Origin of the sequence: Stenotrophomonas sp. BIGb0135 (assembly GCF_024810105.1) — a bacterium.
Lineage (GTDB): Bacteria > Pseudomonadota > Gammaproteobacteria > Xanthomonadales > Xanthomonadaceae > Stenotrophomonas > Stenotrophomonas maltophilia_AB.
Genome location: NZ_JANUDX010000006.1, coordinates 1 through 16612 on the forward strand (window position 1 = coordinate 1; position 16612 = coordinate 16612).

The following is a 16612-nucleotide window of genomic DNA, read 5'->3' on the forward strand; positions in this document are numbered from 1 at the left end:
GCCGCCGCCGCGGCCGTCTGTGCAGCGCCGGCCTTCTCGTCCGCCTTGTTCACCGCCGTGTTGGTGGCAAACAACTGGCCACCGGTGACCGCTTCGCTGCTGTTCACCGTGAGCGCACCCTCGCGCACGCCCGACAACGTGCGCGTCAGGCTGCCCTGATTGCGTACATCGACCACGCGACCGGTGTTCTGCGCCCCCAACCGCAGGTCGCCCGACGCAGATACCTGGCGGACCAGGCTGTTGGCCAGATCGGCACCGGCTTGGGCATTACCCGCCGCCGTGGTGGCCGCCGCCGCGGCCGTCTGTGCAGCGCCGGCCTTCTCGTCCGCCTTGTTCACCGCCGTGTTGGTGGCAAACAACTGGCCACCGGTGACCGCTTCGCTGCTGTTCACGGCGAGCGTGCCGTCGCGCACGCCCGACAGCGAGCGGGTCAGCTCGCCCTGGTTGCGCACGTCCAGCACGCGGCCGCTGTTCTGCGCCCCGAGCCGCATGTCGCCCGAGACGGACGCCTGGCGAATCAAACTGTTGGCGAGCGCTGCACCCGCCTGGGCATTGTTCGCCACCGTGGAAGCCTCGGCCGCCAGTGCCCGCGCGGCGGTGGCCTTGGTATCGGCGCCGGTGGCCAATGCTTGCGTGTCATACAGCTGGCTGCCGGTGACCGCTTCGGTACTTGTCTTGGTGACCGCACCGTCCTTGAGCCCGGTGAGCAGGCGGGTTTCGTTGCCCTGATTGCGTACATCCAGGCGGGTGCCGGCATTGCCGATGCCCAGGCGCACCGTGCCGCCGGCCGATGCTTCGGTGATCAGCCTGCGCGCGGTGGCGGCAGTGTCGGTCACGGCCTGGTTGGTAGCGTGCAATTGGCTGCCCGTCACGGCTTCCGCGCTGCCCGCGGCGACGAGCCCGTCGCCGACGTTGACGAGGGTGCGCTTGAGCGATGCGCTGCCGACCGACACCGTGTTGGCCGCGCTCGCGATCGAGCCGCTGCCCAGCGCGACGGCGCCGTTGGCGGTCGCGCTGGCGGCATAGCCCAGCGCGGTGCCGCCGGCCGCGCCCACGCTGCTGCCATTACCGATTGCGGTGCCGCGCATGTCCGTACTGCTTTGCGCCCCCTTCACCAGGGCGCCGTTGCCCACTGCCAACGAGCGCCCGCCGGTTACCTTGGCTTCGCTGCCGAGCGCGGCGGAGAAATCCGATGCGTTGTTGCCAGCCGCGTGAAAGCTGCTGACGGCACTGCGCGCACCGATGGCGATGTCCGCGCCAGCCACGGCGTTGGCATAGTCGCCAATGGCGATGCTGCCGGTGCTGCCGGTGCTGGCGCCGGCAACGGCGGCCCGACCGACCGCCACGCTGGCCTCGGAACGGGCCTTGGCATAGCCGCCCAGCGCCACTGCCGCGCGCGCGCCGCCACTGGTGGCGTAGCCAATGGCCACGGCATCGGTCGCCGAGGCAACGCTCATCCGGCCCACAGCGATGGTATCCACCGCCGTGGCAGTGGACGCCGACCCGAGCGCAGTCGCGCCCAACCCTTGCGCGCGCGCACCGAACCCGAGCCCGGTGGCCTGCCCGCCCGTGGCGATGATCTGGTTGCCGTAGGCGGTGCCGTGTCCGCCACTCACCGTGGAGCGCGACCCGGTGACAATCGAGTGGTCACCGGACAGCACCGAGTTCTGGTAGGCCGAGTCCGAGGTCAACGCAAACTGTTGGTGCACGGCCAGCGGCTCGCCTGCAGCACGCACGCCGAGGGAGGGCCACGCCAGGAGCGGGACCACCTGCTCTCGCACCACCTGCAGCGACTCCTCCTCCTCGCCTTGATCGGACAAGGACGGTTCGGCGGCCACGGCAGGCACGGCCAGGGCCAGCACCACTGCGGCCAGCGCCGTGCGCCGGCCTCGGGCAGGTTTGCCAAGGCCGCGACTGTGCTCGCTGGCGACGGTCCAGCCGCCGAGCGCGGTGTTCCAGATGAGACGGTAGATATGGTTCATGGGGATACTCCAGGGAGCGGATGGGAAACGTCGGGCAATGCGCTGCCGTCCACGGCCGATACCGTGGCTGCAGAGGTGGCGATGGGGGTGGTGCCGCGCCGGATGGGGCGCGGCAGGACGGGCTATGCGACGGTCATGGGGTGAGGGTCCGGTGGTGGTCCTTGTAGCCGAGGTAGCTCAGGCGATAGGAGACGGTCAGCTGCGCGACTCCGGCCGGATCGAACGGCAACGGCATGCGCGCGCCCGGGTACAGGCTGCGCTCGACGCTGTGTTCGGTGCAGTGATTGGCCGCAGTGCAGGCCTTGATGGCAGTGACACCCAGCCGGACATTGCCGATGTTGTGCAGGTCGGCACCGTCGATGCGCATGTCCGGTAGCGGCTGCGCCGGAATGACATGCACCAGCGCGCCCCACACCAGGCTGACCCCCACGTTGGCGGTCGAGGCGTCCCCCTCTCCTTCGGCATGTTCATCGTGCGGGGGCGGTACGCCCTCGACGTAGACGCGGTACGCCGTCTCCTGGGTGACCGACTGCAACGGAATGACCCGGACCAGACGGTTGCCGCCACTGGCGAGCACGAACCTGGCAGGAGTGACCACCACGCCGTCCTGGTTGCCGGGCGCAAGCGCGACTTCGGCTTCGTCGGGCGTACCCGGCTGCTCCAGGCGCAGTACGCGCGTCTGCACGTACTGCACCTTGCCCGTCTGCGAGTAGACGCGGATCTGCCCGGCGCGGCCATCCTGCACGGGCAGCCGCATCGGGTGTACGCTCAGGTTGGCCTGCGCGGGCGCGGCCAAGGCAGAGACCAAAAAGACAAGTAGCGCCCGCAACCGGGGGATCATGCTGTTCATGGCAGTAGCTCGCAGTCGTGCATCAGGGCGTGGTGGTGGGAACATTCATCAGGATCTGCAGGTTGCCTTCGTAGTGGCCATTGGCCTTCGACGCAGCGGGCACCGGGTCCATCTCCAGGCTGAGCGGCGTGGGGACGCAGTACACGGGCTGGGACATGCCGGGCAGCACGACCAGCCGAAGGTCGGCGGTGTCGATGCCGGTCAACGACTGCAGGCGTCCGTTCTGCATCGGCATCCGTGCGCCGGCATGGTTGAGCCAGACTCTGTAATCGAGACGATCGCGGGCGTCGCTGCCACCGGCTTCATGCCAGACCGAGAACGTATCTGGCGGGCGCCCGGATGCGGGCCGGCCGGTGTCGCTGATGGTCACGTCCAGATATTGGCTCTGCGAGCCCAGGCCATCGTAGAGGCACATCTCAAGCTCGCGCTTTCCCCCGATCGACGGGATGCCGATCGGGTTGTACTTCACGTTGAGGCCGACGTGGGGCGTGGCTTGGTCGTACTCGGGGAAGTAGATGCTTACGCGGTCGTGGTCGGTGATCGTCAGTTCAAAAATGAATATATAAGTCGCAATTGCGTGACCTTCGGATTCTGCGCGAAGATCCAGAATCAGCTCTCCGTCCCACAGGCCGGCTACCAATCGCTCCAGTTCCGAGGCACTTACTGCTAAATAGGCACCCACGCCAGCAGGCAGAATTCCCGAGCAGTCTGCGTGCCTCGATGTGGAAAATGGCCGTTGTACCCTCTCCCAGAATTCCGGCGTGCATACACGTCCAGCCATTGCACGCTCTATCCATCCAGTGGCTGCGACGTCCACGGTCAACCCGCTCCGCCGTTCACGAAAGCGAATTGGAATACGACTATGGGCTGAGCCATCTTCCTTGGTGTCGCGCGTGGGGCATTTCCCGGTTGAGGAATCCAAGTCAGAGCGACATGTGAGATGGGCCGCACTGTAGTCGTTTCCTGTTATCGAGTACGCCAAGACAGTTCGGGGACTCCAAAGAATCTCGTCCCCCGGAGCGGACGATCGATCGAAGTGGAGATCGATGCGTCGAGTTTCACTTGCCGGATGGGTCTCTGGCGGCCGTTGCGCGTGAGCGCAGAACGCCACTGCCCAAACCAATAGAGCCAACGTTAGCGAAATATTCCTGCTCACAACGACGCCCCCCGCCCAGCCACCGAAGGCACATCCCCACCCAGCTTCTCCTCCCGCAACAACCGCTGCACACGCGCCTGTTGCTGGATCTTCGCCGGCAGGCGTTCGGCGGCCAGCGGCTGGCAGCGCACCTTGCCCACCAGGAACACCACGCTGCGCTGCTCGCGTACCTGCAGCGGACACTCCAGCAAACGGCTTTCCTGCAGCAGGTACAGCGTCTTCTCGCGCTGCGGGAAATCGGCCACGAAGCCGCCGTCGTTGCCCAGCGATGGCAGCGGCGCGTTGAGGATGCGTGCTCCGTGCAGGGCATGGCCGGCCTCATCGTGGGCGCTGCCGATGAAGGTATAGGTGAGGTCAAGTTCGATCGGCATCATCCAGATCTTTCCGGGAGGCAGGAACAGCGCGTGGCCGCTGCCCTGGCCGTCCACGCGGACGGCGGCGGCGATGTCGTGCGAACTTACGTCCTGCACGTCCGCGTGGGTGAGGGTGTAGCTGCTCAGCGGCAGCAGGCGGCGTTGGCCGAAACGCAGCAGCTGGCGGCGCGCGCCGGCCACGCGGACTTCGGCGGCATGGCCGCTGAGCTGCAGGTCGTCCGGTTGGCGAACCTGCACGGCCAGCCCGGCACCACTGCCGTATTCGCTGCCCCAGAAGAAGCCGGCGCGGCTCCATGCAAAGGACGAGGTATGGGTGGCGGTGTAGCTCATCTCGCTCTGCTCGCGGTAGCGGTAGCGCGATACCGTGGCGGCGCTGGAACCGTAATCGTCCTGCTGGCGCACGCTGGCGGCCACGCTGGTCTGGTGGTCGCTGCGGCCGCTCAGTTCACCGCCCAGCTCGCGGTAGCCCGTGCCGCGCTCCCAGCGGCGGGACGTGCCGACGCGGTAGCCCACGTCGGCTTGTTCGTCGCGGCCGTGCTGCAGGTCCAGGCCGATGCGGTCCTGGCGGGTCGCCGTGGGTGCGCGCACCACGCGCGAGACGGTCAGGTTGAGGTACACGCCCTGGTCGCGTCGCGGTCCGGCGCTGGCGTCGGCGCGCTGGGTGAAAACCCCGGTGCGGGTGGCGATGCTCATCCCGCGCCAGTGGACACTGCGGCTGTAGTTGGCCTGCAGCGTGCGGGTCAGCCGGCCCTGCCGGTCGCCGGGCAGCCATGCGGTGCCCGGCGGTACGCCATCGCCAAACCAGGGCCGATCCAGATCGTCACGCCCCAGCGTGTAGGTGGTGCGCCGCGTGTAGCCGACATACAGATTGCCGCCGGGCAGCGGCGCCGACAGCGACGCGCTCAGCGCATCACTGCAGCCCAGCGACTCGGCATTGAGATGGTTGCCGCGGCAGGCACCGCCGCGCATGCGCTGGTGGTACACGCTGCCGCTCACGCGGTGCCGGTAAGTGGCCTGCTGCTGCAGGCCGTGACTGCCGTCGTCGCCGCGCAGCACGGCGCTGCTGCCGGTGAATTCATGGGTGCCCAGCGCTTTGCGGCCTTCCAGGCGCAGTTCGCCGTAGACGGTGTCGTCGACGATGGCCGAACCCAACGTCATCGCCAGGTTGCGCCGCAGGGGCATGCGGATGCCGGCCTGCACCGCCCCATCATGATCGCGGTCGTCGTCGGTGATCAGGCGCCCGCCCTGCACGAACCACTGCACGCTGCTGTCGTCCCAGGTGGCGCCGGATTTGCTGAACGGCGCATCTTCGGTGCGCACCAGCACGCCATCCTCGAAGATCCGCAGGCTCACCAGGTAACTGCCGGCCGGGAAGCGGGTGGTGTCCAGGTCGTTGATGCCGCTGTCCAGGTAGAAGGTCTGCAGCAGGCGCTCGCCGTCGTACGCATCCACGCGGGCCTGGCGGCTGAGCAGCACCGTCAGCGGGCTGCCCTGCCCCGCGACCGCGTGGTCCAGGTAGGCCTGGGTGGTGCCGAAGCGCGCGCCCTCGAAGCGGTCGAGCGGCAGCATCGCGAAGGCGAAGTTGCCGCCCTGCGCACTGGACAGGTTGCGGCGGTCCATGCGCCCCACCTGCACGTAATGCTGGCGCGCCAAGTCGTGGCGCAGGTAGACATCGTTGAAGGAGAAATCGTCACGGCCGCCCTGGCGGCGGCTCTGCTGGCGGTTGTAGTTCCAGTCCACGCCGACATGCGTGTCACGCAGCACCCCGAGCATGCCGTTGCCCAGCGCCGACACGCTCATGTAGTCACGCCCGCCGCTGACGTTGACCATCTGCTGGTGCAGGAACGCGTTCTGCGCGCGCTCGCTGGGGCGGTGGTAACGCTCGCGCACCGGGCGGGACGTCGGCAGCCACTGACGCGCCGGAAACAGGTTGAGCACGCCTTCGTTCTCATCGTGGATCACGCCGATCGCGGCGGGGTCCTCGGGCGGCGCAAGGTAGCCACACCCGGCATCGGCCACGCTGTTCTGGCAGGCCAGGTGGCCGTTACGCGGCAACGTCGCCGACAGCGCCGGTACCAGCGCGGCCTGCGCCTCGTCGGTGAGCTCCAGCGCGGCCAACACCGCCACCGGCTCGAGCAGACGCACGCCGTCGGGCGTGACAAACACCGGCCATATACCGGCCGAGCGACCCATCAGGCGCACGTCCAGCTGCTCGGTCTGGCCAGCAGCCAGATCCTCGAAACCGGCCGGCACCGGCCGTGCACACACAGGCGCACAGACCAGCGCGAGAGACAGCGCGATCGCGAGGCGGGACGGGGAAAAGGAGGGTGTCTGCATGGGAGATGGCCCACAGCGCAGCCGCCGCGCAAGGCGGCGACCACACTGAAACGGCACTTCTTACGACTTCTGCACCATCAGAATGGTGACCATGCCGCGGTACTGGCCGCCGAAGGCGATCGTGCCCGGCGTGGTCTGCGCGATCTTCAGCTCCATGGACTTGGACGCACCGTCCATTTCCGAGCCCGGGTACAGCGAGGCCTTGGTGAAGTCGACACCGGCGACGGTGATCGGCACGGCATTGAGGCTGACGGTCAGCGGGATGGCCACCGCACCGGGCGCGGCCACGTGCGGCTGCAGCGCGGCGTCGGCACCAAGGCGCACGTTGATGTCCTTGTCGGTATCGTTGGTGAACACGCGCACCTGTTCGGTCCACGGCGCCAGGCCCGCGGCCGCACCGGTGCCGGCGCGGTAGGTCATCTCGACCACATCGGTGAGCGGGGTGCCGTCGGCCTTGAGCAGCGCCAGCGTCGGGTCGACGTCGGCCCACACGGTGATATCGGCCTGCACGGCATGGGCGGACATGGACGCGCTGGCCAGCGCCAGTGCCAGGGCGACTTTCTTGTAATGGTTGAACATGATCTCTCCTTGGGGATTGAGGAGCCTCCACGTAGGAGGCGCTGTCATCGTCCTATTTGCATGGACGGCGGCAGCGTATTCATGTTAGTCAGCAGGGCGTGCAGGTCCCATTCAACCATTCCTAAAAATCACGTCGCGCTCCGGATCTGGAACTGCGATTGAAATTCCACGCACATGCAACGATTCCGATGCGCGTTTTTCGAGACGGCCTTGGATATGTCCGCTTACACTCGCCGGTTTTGAAACACGTCGGAAAGTGCCGATAGCGTCGCTTGACGTCGCGCGCGGGCCTATCGCATTTTCGAGTGGCGATCGCCATGACCACGCGTCAGCACGGCGTGCGCAGCATCAATGCAGCCGCGCGCGATCTGCGCTAGCCATCCACCCCGATTCACGAGCATCAGGCGCGCTGCTTGAACAGTGCAGAGCGTGCACGATCTTCGGTGCGTGCGGCATCGGGATTTCCGTCGGCGCGTTGTAAGCAGAGTGGACTGTCGACACGCGGATATGCAGACGCCTCCTTGCGGAGGCGTCTGCGTTGTTGCACGTCGGTTGAGCTGAGCCGACCCACGTACGCGACCGGCTGCAGGGTCGAGTTACCAGGCGCGACGCACACCCAACTGCGCACCAGCATCCTTGTAACCGCTGTCGCCGCGCTGTACGCGCAGGTCACCCCACGCCGACCAGCGTTCGCCCAGCCGCAGCTGCGCACCGGCCTGGGCTTCGTAGCGGTTGGTCGGCAGCTTGGCGTCCAGCGACTGCCCATCGAAACGCATGCTGTCGCCGCGCTCGTTGTAGAGCCAGTTCACCGCCAGGAACGGCTGCACGCGGTTACCGACGGCGTTGTCATGCCCGAACAGGCGCACGCCCACGCGCGTCTCAAGACCACCGGCCTGGTCGTCTTCCACGATCGTGCCGTTCACTTCCTGCAGGGTATCGCCCTTGTAGTCGGTGTAGCTCACCTGCACCTGCGGCTGCAGATAGATCGCGCGGCGCTCGCTGTTGCCCAGTGCGAATGCGTAGCCCGCTTCCAGCGACGCCGCGCGCGTGGTGGCGTCGTACTTCTCGCGCGCCAACGCATCGCCCTGCACCCAGCTGTCGTAACGGCCGTACTGCAGCCAGCCGTCCAGATACAGCCCGGCACTGTCCTCGGCGTTCTGCATCCAGCTGCCGTACACGCCCACCGCATCGCCCTTGACCTTGCCGCGCGTGCCGTAGCCGGTGATGCGCGAGGTTGCCTGCGTGTCCGCATCGCCGGTGGCCAGCATGATGCCGACCGAGCCACGCCCCTGCTGCCCCCAGCGCGCCACGTCGCTGCCGATCTGCAGCGTGTTGGTCTGGCTGCGGGCATCGACCTGGCCGGCGATGGTGGTGTGCAGCTGGTCGCGCGACACGCGTGCCCAGGCGCCTGGGCCATCGTGGTCGAACGCAGGCTCGCCGCGGTCGTGGCGACGCTGCTGGAACATGCGCACGGCCGCGGCCTGGTTGGCCAGGTACGCGCCCGGCTCCGGACGCAGCACGGGAATCGGATCCGTCGGATCGGGGTTGATCGGATCGACCGGGGTCACCGGATCCACCGGCGTGACCGGGTCGGTCGGGTCGGTCGGTGCGCACGCCGGCAACGACGGATTGAGGTCGCAGGGATCGCCGGTATAGGCCGAGCGCAGGTACCAGCCGCCATCGTTGGGGTTGGTCACCCCGCCCTTGTACAGCAGGTATTCGTAGATGCCGGCAGTGGCACGGGTGTTCATCGCGAACGTTGCCCCCGAGGTGCCGGCCACCGAAATCAACTGGATGCCATCGGTGGTCTGCGCACCGGCGCCGCCGATGTTGTTGACCACGATGTTGCCGCTCCCGGAGGTACTGCCGCCCACGACGAGCGTGTCCGACGGTGCGCCGTCACCGGCCAGCACGCTGTTGAAGATCAGCGTGCCGCCATTGACGGCCATGTCACCGCCCACGGTGACCGTCTTGTAGCCCGGCGACGGTGCGGCGAAGGCCAGCGTGCCCGAGCCCAGGTTCACACTGCCGACAGTGGAATCGGCGGTGACGTTCCAGCGCGAGGTGTCGGCCAGCGCCATCGAGGTGACGTTGGTCAGGGCGCCGGTGAGGCTGGCGTTGTCGCTCATCTGCATGGACAACCGTTGATCCTGACCAACGAAGATATTTCCGCTCAACTGACTGTCGTTGACCGCCACGCTGACGTTGGCGATGTCGGGGCCGAACTCGGCCGGCAGGACTTCGATGAGATTTCCGTTACCGGCCCGCAACGTACTGCCGTTGGCAATGGTAATCGTGGCGTCGAAATCCTGGGCCAGCCCCTGGACCCGGATCGCAGCACCCTCGATCCCTTCTACCGTCGAACCGTCCACGACGAGGTCTGCGAGAGACGGCATGGCCTGCCCCCCAAGTCCCGTGGAGATCAAGGTCATGAAGGCACCATTGCGCCGCCCACCGAGGTAAGAGCCATTTGTAAGCACGGTCGAAGCCGAGACGGACGCGAGACCGACCCCGTCGAAATCTCCCGCGCCGGTTGCGCCGTCGGAAAAGACGCGTGTGGCATCCAACGCGATCTGTGCGCCGCCAATGGCGGAAAGGCCAGCACGCGACGCCTGGATTTCGCTGCCCGTCATGCGCAATGCGCCAGCAGTTCCGCCGCTGCCGGTAATGACGACGCCATTGGAGTTGCTGAAGAGACGGGTAGTCCGGATCGTCGCAACGGAATCAGGGAAAAGCGTCAAGGCCGCCGCATTGGAGGACGATGCGGCGCTGGTCACGGTCCCGCCGTCGGCGGTCAGGGATGACCGATCCAGGGAGATGGCCCCTGTCGCCCCACCCGCGATGATGTTGAGCGTTGAATTCCCGGTCACCGTCCAGGCTTCGACGGGGTCGCCAGGTTGCACGGTCGCGGTTGCGCCACCACCCACGGTTGCTGCCATGGATACCGTCGGGAGCACCAATAGCGCCACGCCGATGGCGAGCGGCAGGCGCTTGCATCGAGCGCGAAGCGCGTGGGGAGCCGAAGAAGAGGGATGACGAGCCAGGGCCGATGTCACATGCGGAAGCGTCATGAAGTGCACTCTGTTTGGGACTGTGGGGAGAGGAAAAACCTCTGCATTTGGCCGGAGATTCTCCAGATTCGATTACCCCAACCCATTCAATTAGTTGCAAATGATGCTTTCCATCACGTTCTGCATGTGATCAAACACCAGCGCGACGAAGATTGCGCGCCCGGCGTGAAGATCTCGTCTACGCCAAATTCACTGGCTTGGGCCGTGCTGCCGACGCGCATATCACAGCAAAAAAAAACGCCCCCTTGCGGAGGCGTTTTTCATCGGCGGATCAACCGGGGCGATCAGCCCTTGTAATCACGCACGTCGCTGCCGGTGTAGACCTGGCGCGGACGGCCGATCTTCATTTCCGGATCGACCTGCTGTTCCAGCCAATGCGCGACCCAGCCGGAGGTACGGCCCAGGGCGAACATGACGGTGAACATTTCGGTCGGGATCTGCAGCGCCTTGTAGATGATGCCGCTGTAGAAATCGACGTTCGGGTACAGCTTGCGGGCGACGAAGTAGTCGTCCTGCAGCGCGGCCTGCTCCAGCTTGACGGCCACGTCCAGCAGCGGATCCTGCACGCCCAGCTGCTTGAGCACCTTGCCGGTCATCTCACCGATGACCTTGGCGCGCGGGTCGAAGTTCTTGTACACGCGGTGGCCGAAGCCCATCAGGCGGAAGCCGGAGGTCTTGTCCTTGGCCTTGAGCACGGCGGACTCGACGTTGTCGGCCGAGCCGATTTCTTCCAGCATCTTCAGCACGGCTTCGTTGGCACCGCCGTGGGCCGGACCCCACAGCGCGGTGACGCCCGCGGCAACCGACGCATACGGGTTGGCACCGGTCGAACCGACCAGGCGCACGGTCGAGGTCGAGGCGTTCTGCTCGTGGTCGGCGTGCAGGATGAACAGCAGGTCCAGCGCCTTGACCACGTCCTGGTTCAGCTCGTACTGGCCATCGGCGGACTCGAAGGTCTGCTTCAGGAAGCGGCTGACGTAATCCAGCGAGGTGTCCGGCTTGTTGGCCGGCAGGCCCTTGCCGTGGCGGTAGATCAGGGCCGACAGGGTCGGCACCTTGGCGATCAGGCGCACCGCGGCGTGGCGACGCTGTTCGGCGTCGGACAGGTCCAGCGAGGCGTGGTAGATGCCCGACAGCTGCGCGATGGCGGCGGTCAGGATGGCCATCGGATGGGCATCCTTGGCGAAGCTGCCGATCAGCGTGTTGATCGACGGATCCACATCGGCTTCGGCGGCCAGCTCGTCGGTGAAGGCCTTCAGCTGCTCGGCGCTCGGACGCTCGCCATTGATCAGCAGGTAGGCCACTTCGACGTAGCTCGACTTTTCAGACAGCTGCTCGATGGGATAGCCGCGATACAGCAGCACGCCCTTGTCACCGTCGATATAGGTGATGGCGGACTTGCAGCTGGCGGTGGCGGTGAAGCCGGAGTCGTACGTGAAGAGACCGGTTTCCTTGGTCAGCTTCGAGATATCGACGCAATCGTTGCCGAGCGTGGGTTTGATGACTGGCAGAACAACCGACTTGTCGCCGGCGTTGAGCGTGACCTGATCAAGATCGGACACTGTGTGCGCTCCTCGAGGGAAGGCGCCCGCCCAAGCGCATGGGGCAGGCACGTGAAGGAAGTCCACGATCGTTATCGTGGATCCCGCCATTATCGCACAGCAACATTTCTGCCGCCCTAGGACGGAAGTCGTAGACGCGGTTACGGACCTGCGTCGGGTGCTTGCCGCCAGGCAGCGCAAGGGCTGCGGCGGATCAGGACGTTTTTGTCCGGACACACCGTTGCACCGGCCTGGCGACGTCGCCAGCTGGCGTTCAGATACAGAGGCGGAGCGCCGCGGCCGCTCCATACGCCAGACAGCAAAAAACAACGGCCGCCGAGGCGACCGTTGTTTTCATGCAACTGCAGCGACAACTCAGGCTGCGGTCGGCGCCGGCTTGCCGAAACGCTTCTGGAACTTGTCGATACGGCCGCTGGTGTCGATGACCTTGTGCTTGCCCGTGTAGAACGGGTGCGAAGCCGAGGAAATTTCAACCTTGACGAGCGGGTACTCGTTGCCGTCTTCCCACTTCACCGTTTCCTTGGTGGCCATGGTGGAACGGGTCAGAATCTTGAAATCAGAGGTAACGTCGTGGAAAACCACGTCGCGGTAGTTCGGATGAATATCGGCCTTCATGGGCGCGCACCGTAATAAGGGCTGGTGGTCAAGAGCGGCATTATAGCCCCGGATGCCACCAAGGGCAAGCCGGGACCATCAGCCGTGCGAAAGGTCCGCCGCAGCGGCGCCGTCAGGCGCCGAGTGCCGCCCGGACCTGGGCTTCAAAACGCCCTTGGTCGTAGGCCATCAGCAGCTGGGTGTTGTCCGGCTGCCCGGTCTGGCGGTTCCAGTCGACAATGGTAGCACCTCGGCTGTGCACGCCGGCCAGTTCCACGTTCAGCGGGCGCGATTCGACCCGCAGCGCGCCTTCCGGCTGCAGCGCCCAGGCCATGGCCAGGGCATCGGCGGCAAACCACCGCTCGCCGCGGCTGTCTTCGGACCACAACCGGGTCTGGCGCGAGATCAGCTCGTAGAAGCGGGCCTTGTCGGTATCGGCGGCCAGCCACTTCTCCACGTCGGCATGCAGCAGGCCGTGGGCGACGGTGGCTTCCCAGTCGGCCACTTCGATGTGCGGGAAGCCGGTGAACACCACGTGCGCGGCTTCCGGATCGAAGGCGATGTTGAACTCGGCCGCCGGGGTGATGTTGCCGTGGCAGGTGACCGCCCCGCCCATGACCAGGAAGCGCTTCACGCGCTGCGGCAGGGTCGGGTCCAGCTTGAGCGCCAGGGCCAGGTTGGTCAGCGGACCGAGCGCGACCAGGAACAGCTCGCCGGCGTACTGGTGCGACAGGCGCAGGATCGCCAGGGCGGCGTGTTCGGCCTCGGCCTGGCGCTTGGCGGCCGGCAGGTTCACATCACCGAAGCCGTCGGCGCCGTGCACATGGGCGGCATCGACCGACGGGTGCAGGAGCGGATCGGGGGTGCCGGCATAGACCGGCACGTCTTCGCGGCCAGCCACTTCGCACAGTTTCAGGGCGTTGCGGACCGTGTGGTCCAGGCCAACGTTGCCGGCGGCGATGGTCAGGCCGACGATGTCGTGGCGCTCATCGGCGAAGGCCATCAACAGGGCCAGGGCATCATCGACACCCGGGTCGGTGTCGATCAACAGCGGAATCTTCTTGCTCATCGTTGCCGTCTTGATAATCGGCAAGGGACTTTCGCACCCTGTCATGACAAATACAAGGCGGGGGTGATCGGGTGCCAGCGGCGCTGTCCAGGGCGGCTGCTTGGTTTGCCATGGCCGCGACCGGCGGGCCCGCTTCGCGGCCGGCAGGGAGCCAGGCGGCGGGCGCTATGCCGAGGCGTAGCGCACCGCCGTGCCGATCCAGCGGCGCACGATCTTGTCGGCCACGTCCGGGGCTTCGGCCAGCAATCGCTCGGCCAGGTCATGCACGCCCGGCAGCAGGTCCGCGTCGCGGGCCAGGTCGGCCATGCGGAAGCCGGCCAGGCCGGTCTGGCGGGTGCCCAGCAGCTCGCCGGGGCCGCGCAGTTCCAGGTCCTTTTCGGCGATCAGGAACCCGTCGTTGGTCTGGCGCATGGTTTCCAGGCGCTCGCGCGCCATCGCCGACAGCGGCGCCTGGTACAGCAGCACGCAGCGGGACACCGCCGAGCCCCGCCCTACCCGCCCGCGCAACTGGTGCAACTGGGCCAGGCCGAGCCGCTCGGCGTTTTCGATGATCATCAACGAGGCATTGGGCACGTCCACGCCCACTTCGATGACGGTGGTGGCCACCAGCAGGTCGATCTGGCCGGCCTTGAACGCCACCATCGTGGCCAGTTTCTCGCTGGCCTTCAGCCGCCCGTGCACCAGCCCCACGCGCACGCCCGGCAGCAACGCCTGCAGCGATTCGAAGGTGGCCTGGGCGGGCGTGGCGTCCAGTTCCTCGCTCTCCTCGATCAGCGTGCATACCCAGTACACCTGCTGCCCTTCGCGGCAGGCCAGGGCGATGCGCTGGATCAGTTCCGGGCGGCGGTCGTTGTTGAGCGCGACGGTCTGCACCGGGGTGCGGCCCGGCGGCAGTTCATCGATGGCCGAGACATCCAGGTCGGCGTACTCGGACATCGCCAGCGTGCGCGGAATGGGCGTCGCCGTCATCACCAGCTGGTGCGGCACGCTGCGCCCGTCGGCCCCCTTGTCGCGCAGCGCAAGACGCTGATGCACGCCGAAGCGGTGCTGCTCGTCGACGATGGCCAGGGCCAGATCCTTGAACACCACGCTGTCCTGCATCAATGCGTGCGTACCGACCACCACCTGCGCCTCGCCCGAGGCGACCTCGGCCAGCACTTTGCTGCGTGCCTTGCCGGTGACCTTGCCGGCCAGCCACGCGGTGCGTACGCCCAGCGGCTCGAGCCAGGCGCGCAGGTTGTTCAGATGCTGCTCGGCAAGCAGTTCGGTCGGCGCCGCCAAGGCGACCTGCTTGCCGCGCTCCACCGCCAGCATCGCGGCCAACGCGGCGACCACGGTCTTGCCCGAGCCGACGTCGCCCTGCACCAGGCGCAGCATCGGATGCGCCTTGCCCAGGTCCTTGCGGATCTGCTCGAACACGCGCTGCTGCGCGCCGGTGAGCTGGAACGGCAGGCTGTCGCGCAGTTGCCGGACCAGCGCGCCCTGCCCGCGCAACGACGGTGCGTGGTGCGCCTGCAACGCCATGCGCTGGCGGCGCAGGCTGAGGTGGTGGGCCAGCAGTTCTTCGATCGCCAGGCGGCGTTGCGCGGGGTGCCGGCCCGCGGCCAGCGCGCCCAGGTCGGCGTCCGGCGGCGGGCGGTGCACGGTCAGCAACGCGCTGCGCAGCGAGGGCAGGCCCAGCCCGGACAGCCAGTCGGGTGGCAGCAGCTCCAGCGTGGACTCCTCCGGCAGCCGGTCGAGTGCGAGCCCGATGAACCGGCGCAGCGTGGCCGGGCCGACCCCTTCGATGGCCGGGTAAACCGGATCGAGGCTGTCGCCGAGTTCGTCGTCGTCGTTGCTGCCCATCACCCGGTAGCTGGGATGGACGATTTCCAGCCCGAGATGCCCGGGCTTGGCGGTGCCGTAGCAGCGGATGCGCGTGCCGACGGCGAATTGCGATACCTGCTGGGCGCGGAAGTGGAAGAAGCGCAGCACCAGGGTGCCGTAGGAATCGTCTTCGAGGGCGACCTTGAGCACCGGCCGACCGCGGAAACCGCGCTCGACCGCACTCACCCGACCTTCCACCTGCGCCGCCACGCCCGGCTGCAACCGGGCAATGGTGGTCAGCCGGGTGCGGTCTTCATAGCGCAGCGGCAGATGCAGCCACAGGTCCTGCAACGAGGACAGGCCACGGGCCTCCAGCTTGGTGGCCACCGCCGGGCCGATCCCGGAAAGCATCGACAACGACGCTTCCCCGGCCGCGGCCAGTGCCGGTGCAGGAGCCCGTGACCGCGCCACGTCAGGCCTGGTCGAGCACCATCACCGCATCGACCTCGAAGTTGGCGGCCTTCGGCAGGCCGGACACTTCGATGGTGGAACGGGCCGGGAACGGGGCCTGGAAGTAGTCCTGCATGACCGCATTGACCTTGGCGAACTCGGCCAGGTCGGTCAGGTACAGGCCGAGGCGCACGATCTTGTCCAGCGAGCCGCCGGCTTCTTCGGCCACGGCCTTGAGGTTGTCGAAGGCGCGGCGCGCCTGGGCTTCAACGTCGCCGGCACCGACGATCTCACCGGTGGCCGGGTCCAGCGGGATCTGGCCGGAGAAGTACACGGTATTGCCGGCACGCACAGCCTGCGAATACGGGCCGATCGCGGCCGGGGCCTTGGCGCTGGTGATGATCTGGCGGGACATGGACGCTCCACGGTTCAAAAGGGGGAGCGCAATTGTAGCGCCGAAGCCGCGATCGGGGCCGCGATCCAACGCCGCGATCAGAGCCGAGATCAGAGCCGAGATCAACGCCACGATCAATGCCACGATCGACCCGCGATCGACCCGCGATCGACCCGCGATCGACGCCGCAATCGACGCCGCAATCCACGGTAGAGCCGACCGTTGGTCGGCTGACTGGAGAATGACGAAGACGGTTGGCCGGCAGGCCGACCCTGTCGATCATCGCCGCGGGGTGTGCGGGTAGCCGACCAACGGTCGGCTCTACCGTGGGGCGATCGTTGTGGCAGGGCGTGCGGGCAGCCGACCAACGGTCGGCTCTACCGTGGGG

The 16612-nt window shown here is 67.0% G+C and carries 11 protein-coding genes; all 11 read right to left on the bottom strand.

Translation table 11 applies throughout. The annotated features are described in order from the left end of the window. The coding region (locus M2421_RS13230; protein ID WP_259207424.1) for an ESPR-type extended signal peptide-containing protein at positions 1–1982 on the bottom strand (1982 nt) is incomplete at its 3' end. 133 nt (positions 1983–2115) lie between these two features. Next, positions 2116–2790, bottom strand: coding sequence for a pilus assembly protein (locus tag M2421_RS13235; protein WP_259207426.1), 675 nt, complete (start codon positions 2788–2790; stop codon positions 2116–2118). Positions 2791–2854: 64 nt separating this feature from the next. After that, positions 2855–3988, bottom strand: coding sequence for a CfaE/CblD family pilus tip adhesin (locus M2421_RS20995; RefSeq protein ID WP_310439931.1), 1134 nt, complete (start codon positions 3986–3988; stop codon positions 2855–2857). Further along, positions 3985–6699, bottom strand: a complete 2715-nt coding sequence (locus M2421_RS13245; RefSeq protein ID WP_259207430.1) for a TcfC E-set like domain-containing protein — start codon at positions 6697–6699, stop codon at positions 3985–3987. The genes M2421_RS20995 and M2421_RS13245 overlap by 4 nt, the downstream gene beginning before the upstream one ends. Before the next feature lie 60 nt (positions 6700–6759). Beyond that, a complete protein-coding gene (locus tag M2421_RS13250; RefSeq protein ID WP_259207432.1) occupies positions 6760–7278 on the bottom strand; it encodes a fimbrial protein in 519 nt (172 codons plus the stop codon). A 596-nt stretch (positions 7279–7874) separates the two neighbouring features. After that, positions 7875–9674: an autotransporter outer membrane beta-barrel domain-containing protein gene (locus tag M2421_RS13255; protein ID WP_259207435.1), complete on the bottom strand. Its 1800-nt coding sequence runs from the start codon at positions 9672–9674 to the stop codon at positions 7875–7877. Between the two features lie 959 nt (positions 9675–10633). Next, positions 10634–11911, bottom strand: a complete 1278-nt coding sequence (locus M2421_RS13260; RefSeq protein WP_259207437.1) for a citrate synthase — start codon at positions 11909–11911, stop codon at positions 10634–10636. 354 nt (positions 11912–12265) lie between these two features. Next, the gene (locus tag M2421_RS13265; RefSeq protein WP_259207440.1) at positions 12266–12526 is read right to left on the bottom strand and encodes a type B 50S ribosomal protein L31; all 261 of its coding nucleotides are present in this window, start codon (positions 12524–12526) and stop codon (positions 12266–12268) included. A gap of 112 nt (positions 12527–12638) precedes the next feature. Beyond that, positions 12639–13574 (bottom strand): nucleoside hydrolase, encoded by a 936-nt coding sequence (locus M2421_RS13270; protein WP_259207443.1) that lies wholly within the window; start codon positions 13572–13574, stop codon positions 12639–12641. Positions 13575–13739: 165 nt separating this feature from the next. After that, positions 13740–15851: an ATP-dependent DNA helicase RecG gene (recG, locus tag M2421_RS13275; protein WP_259207446.1), complete on the bottom strand. Its 2112-nt coding sequence runs from the start codon at positions 15849–15851 to the stop codon at positions 13740–13742. Position 15852: 1 nt separating this feature from the next. Beyond that, the gene (locus M2421_RS13280) at positions 15853–16245 is read right to left on the bottom strand and encodes a RidA family protein (RefSeq protein ID WP_259207448.1); all 393 of its coding nucleotides are present in this window, start codon (positions 16243–16245) and stop codon (positions 15853–15855) included. Between the last annotated feature and the right edge of the window lie 367 nt (positions 16246–16612).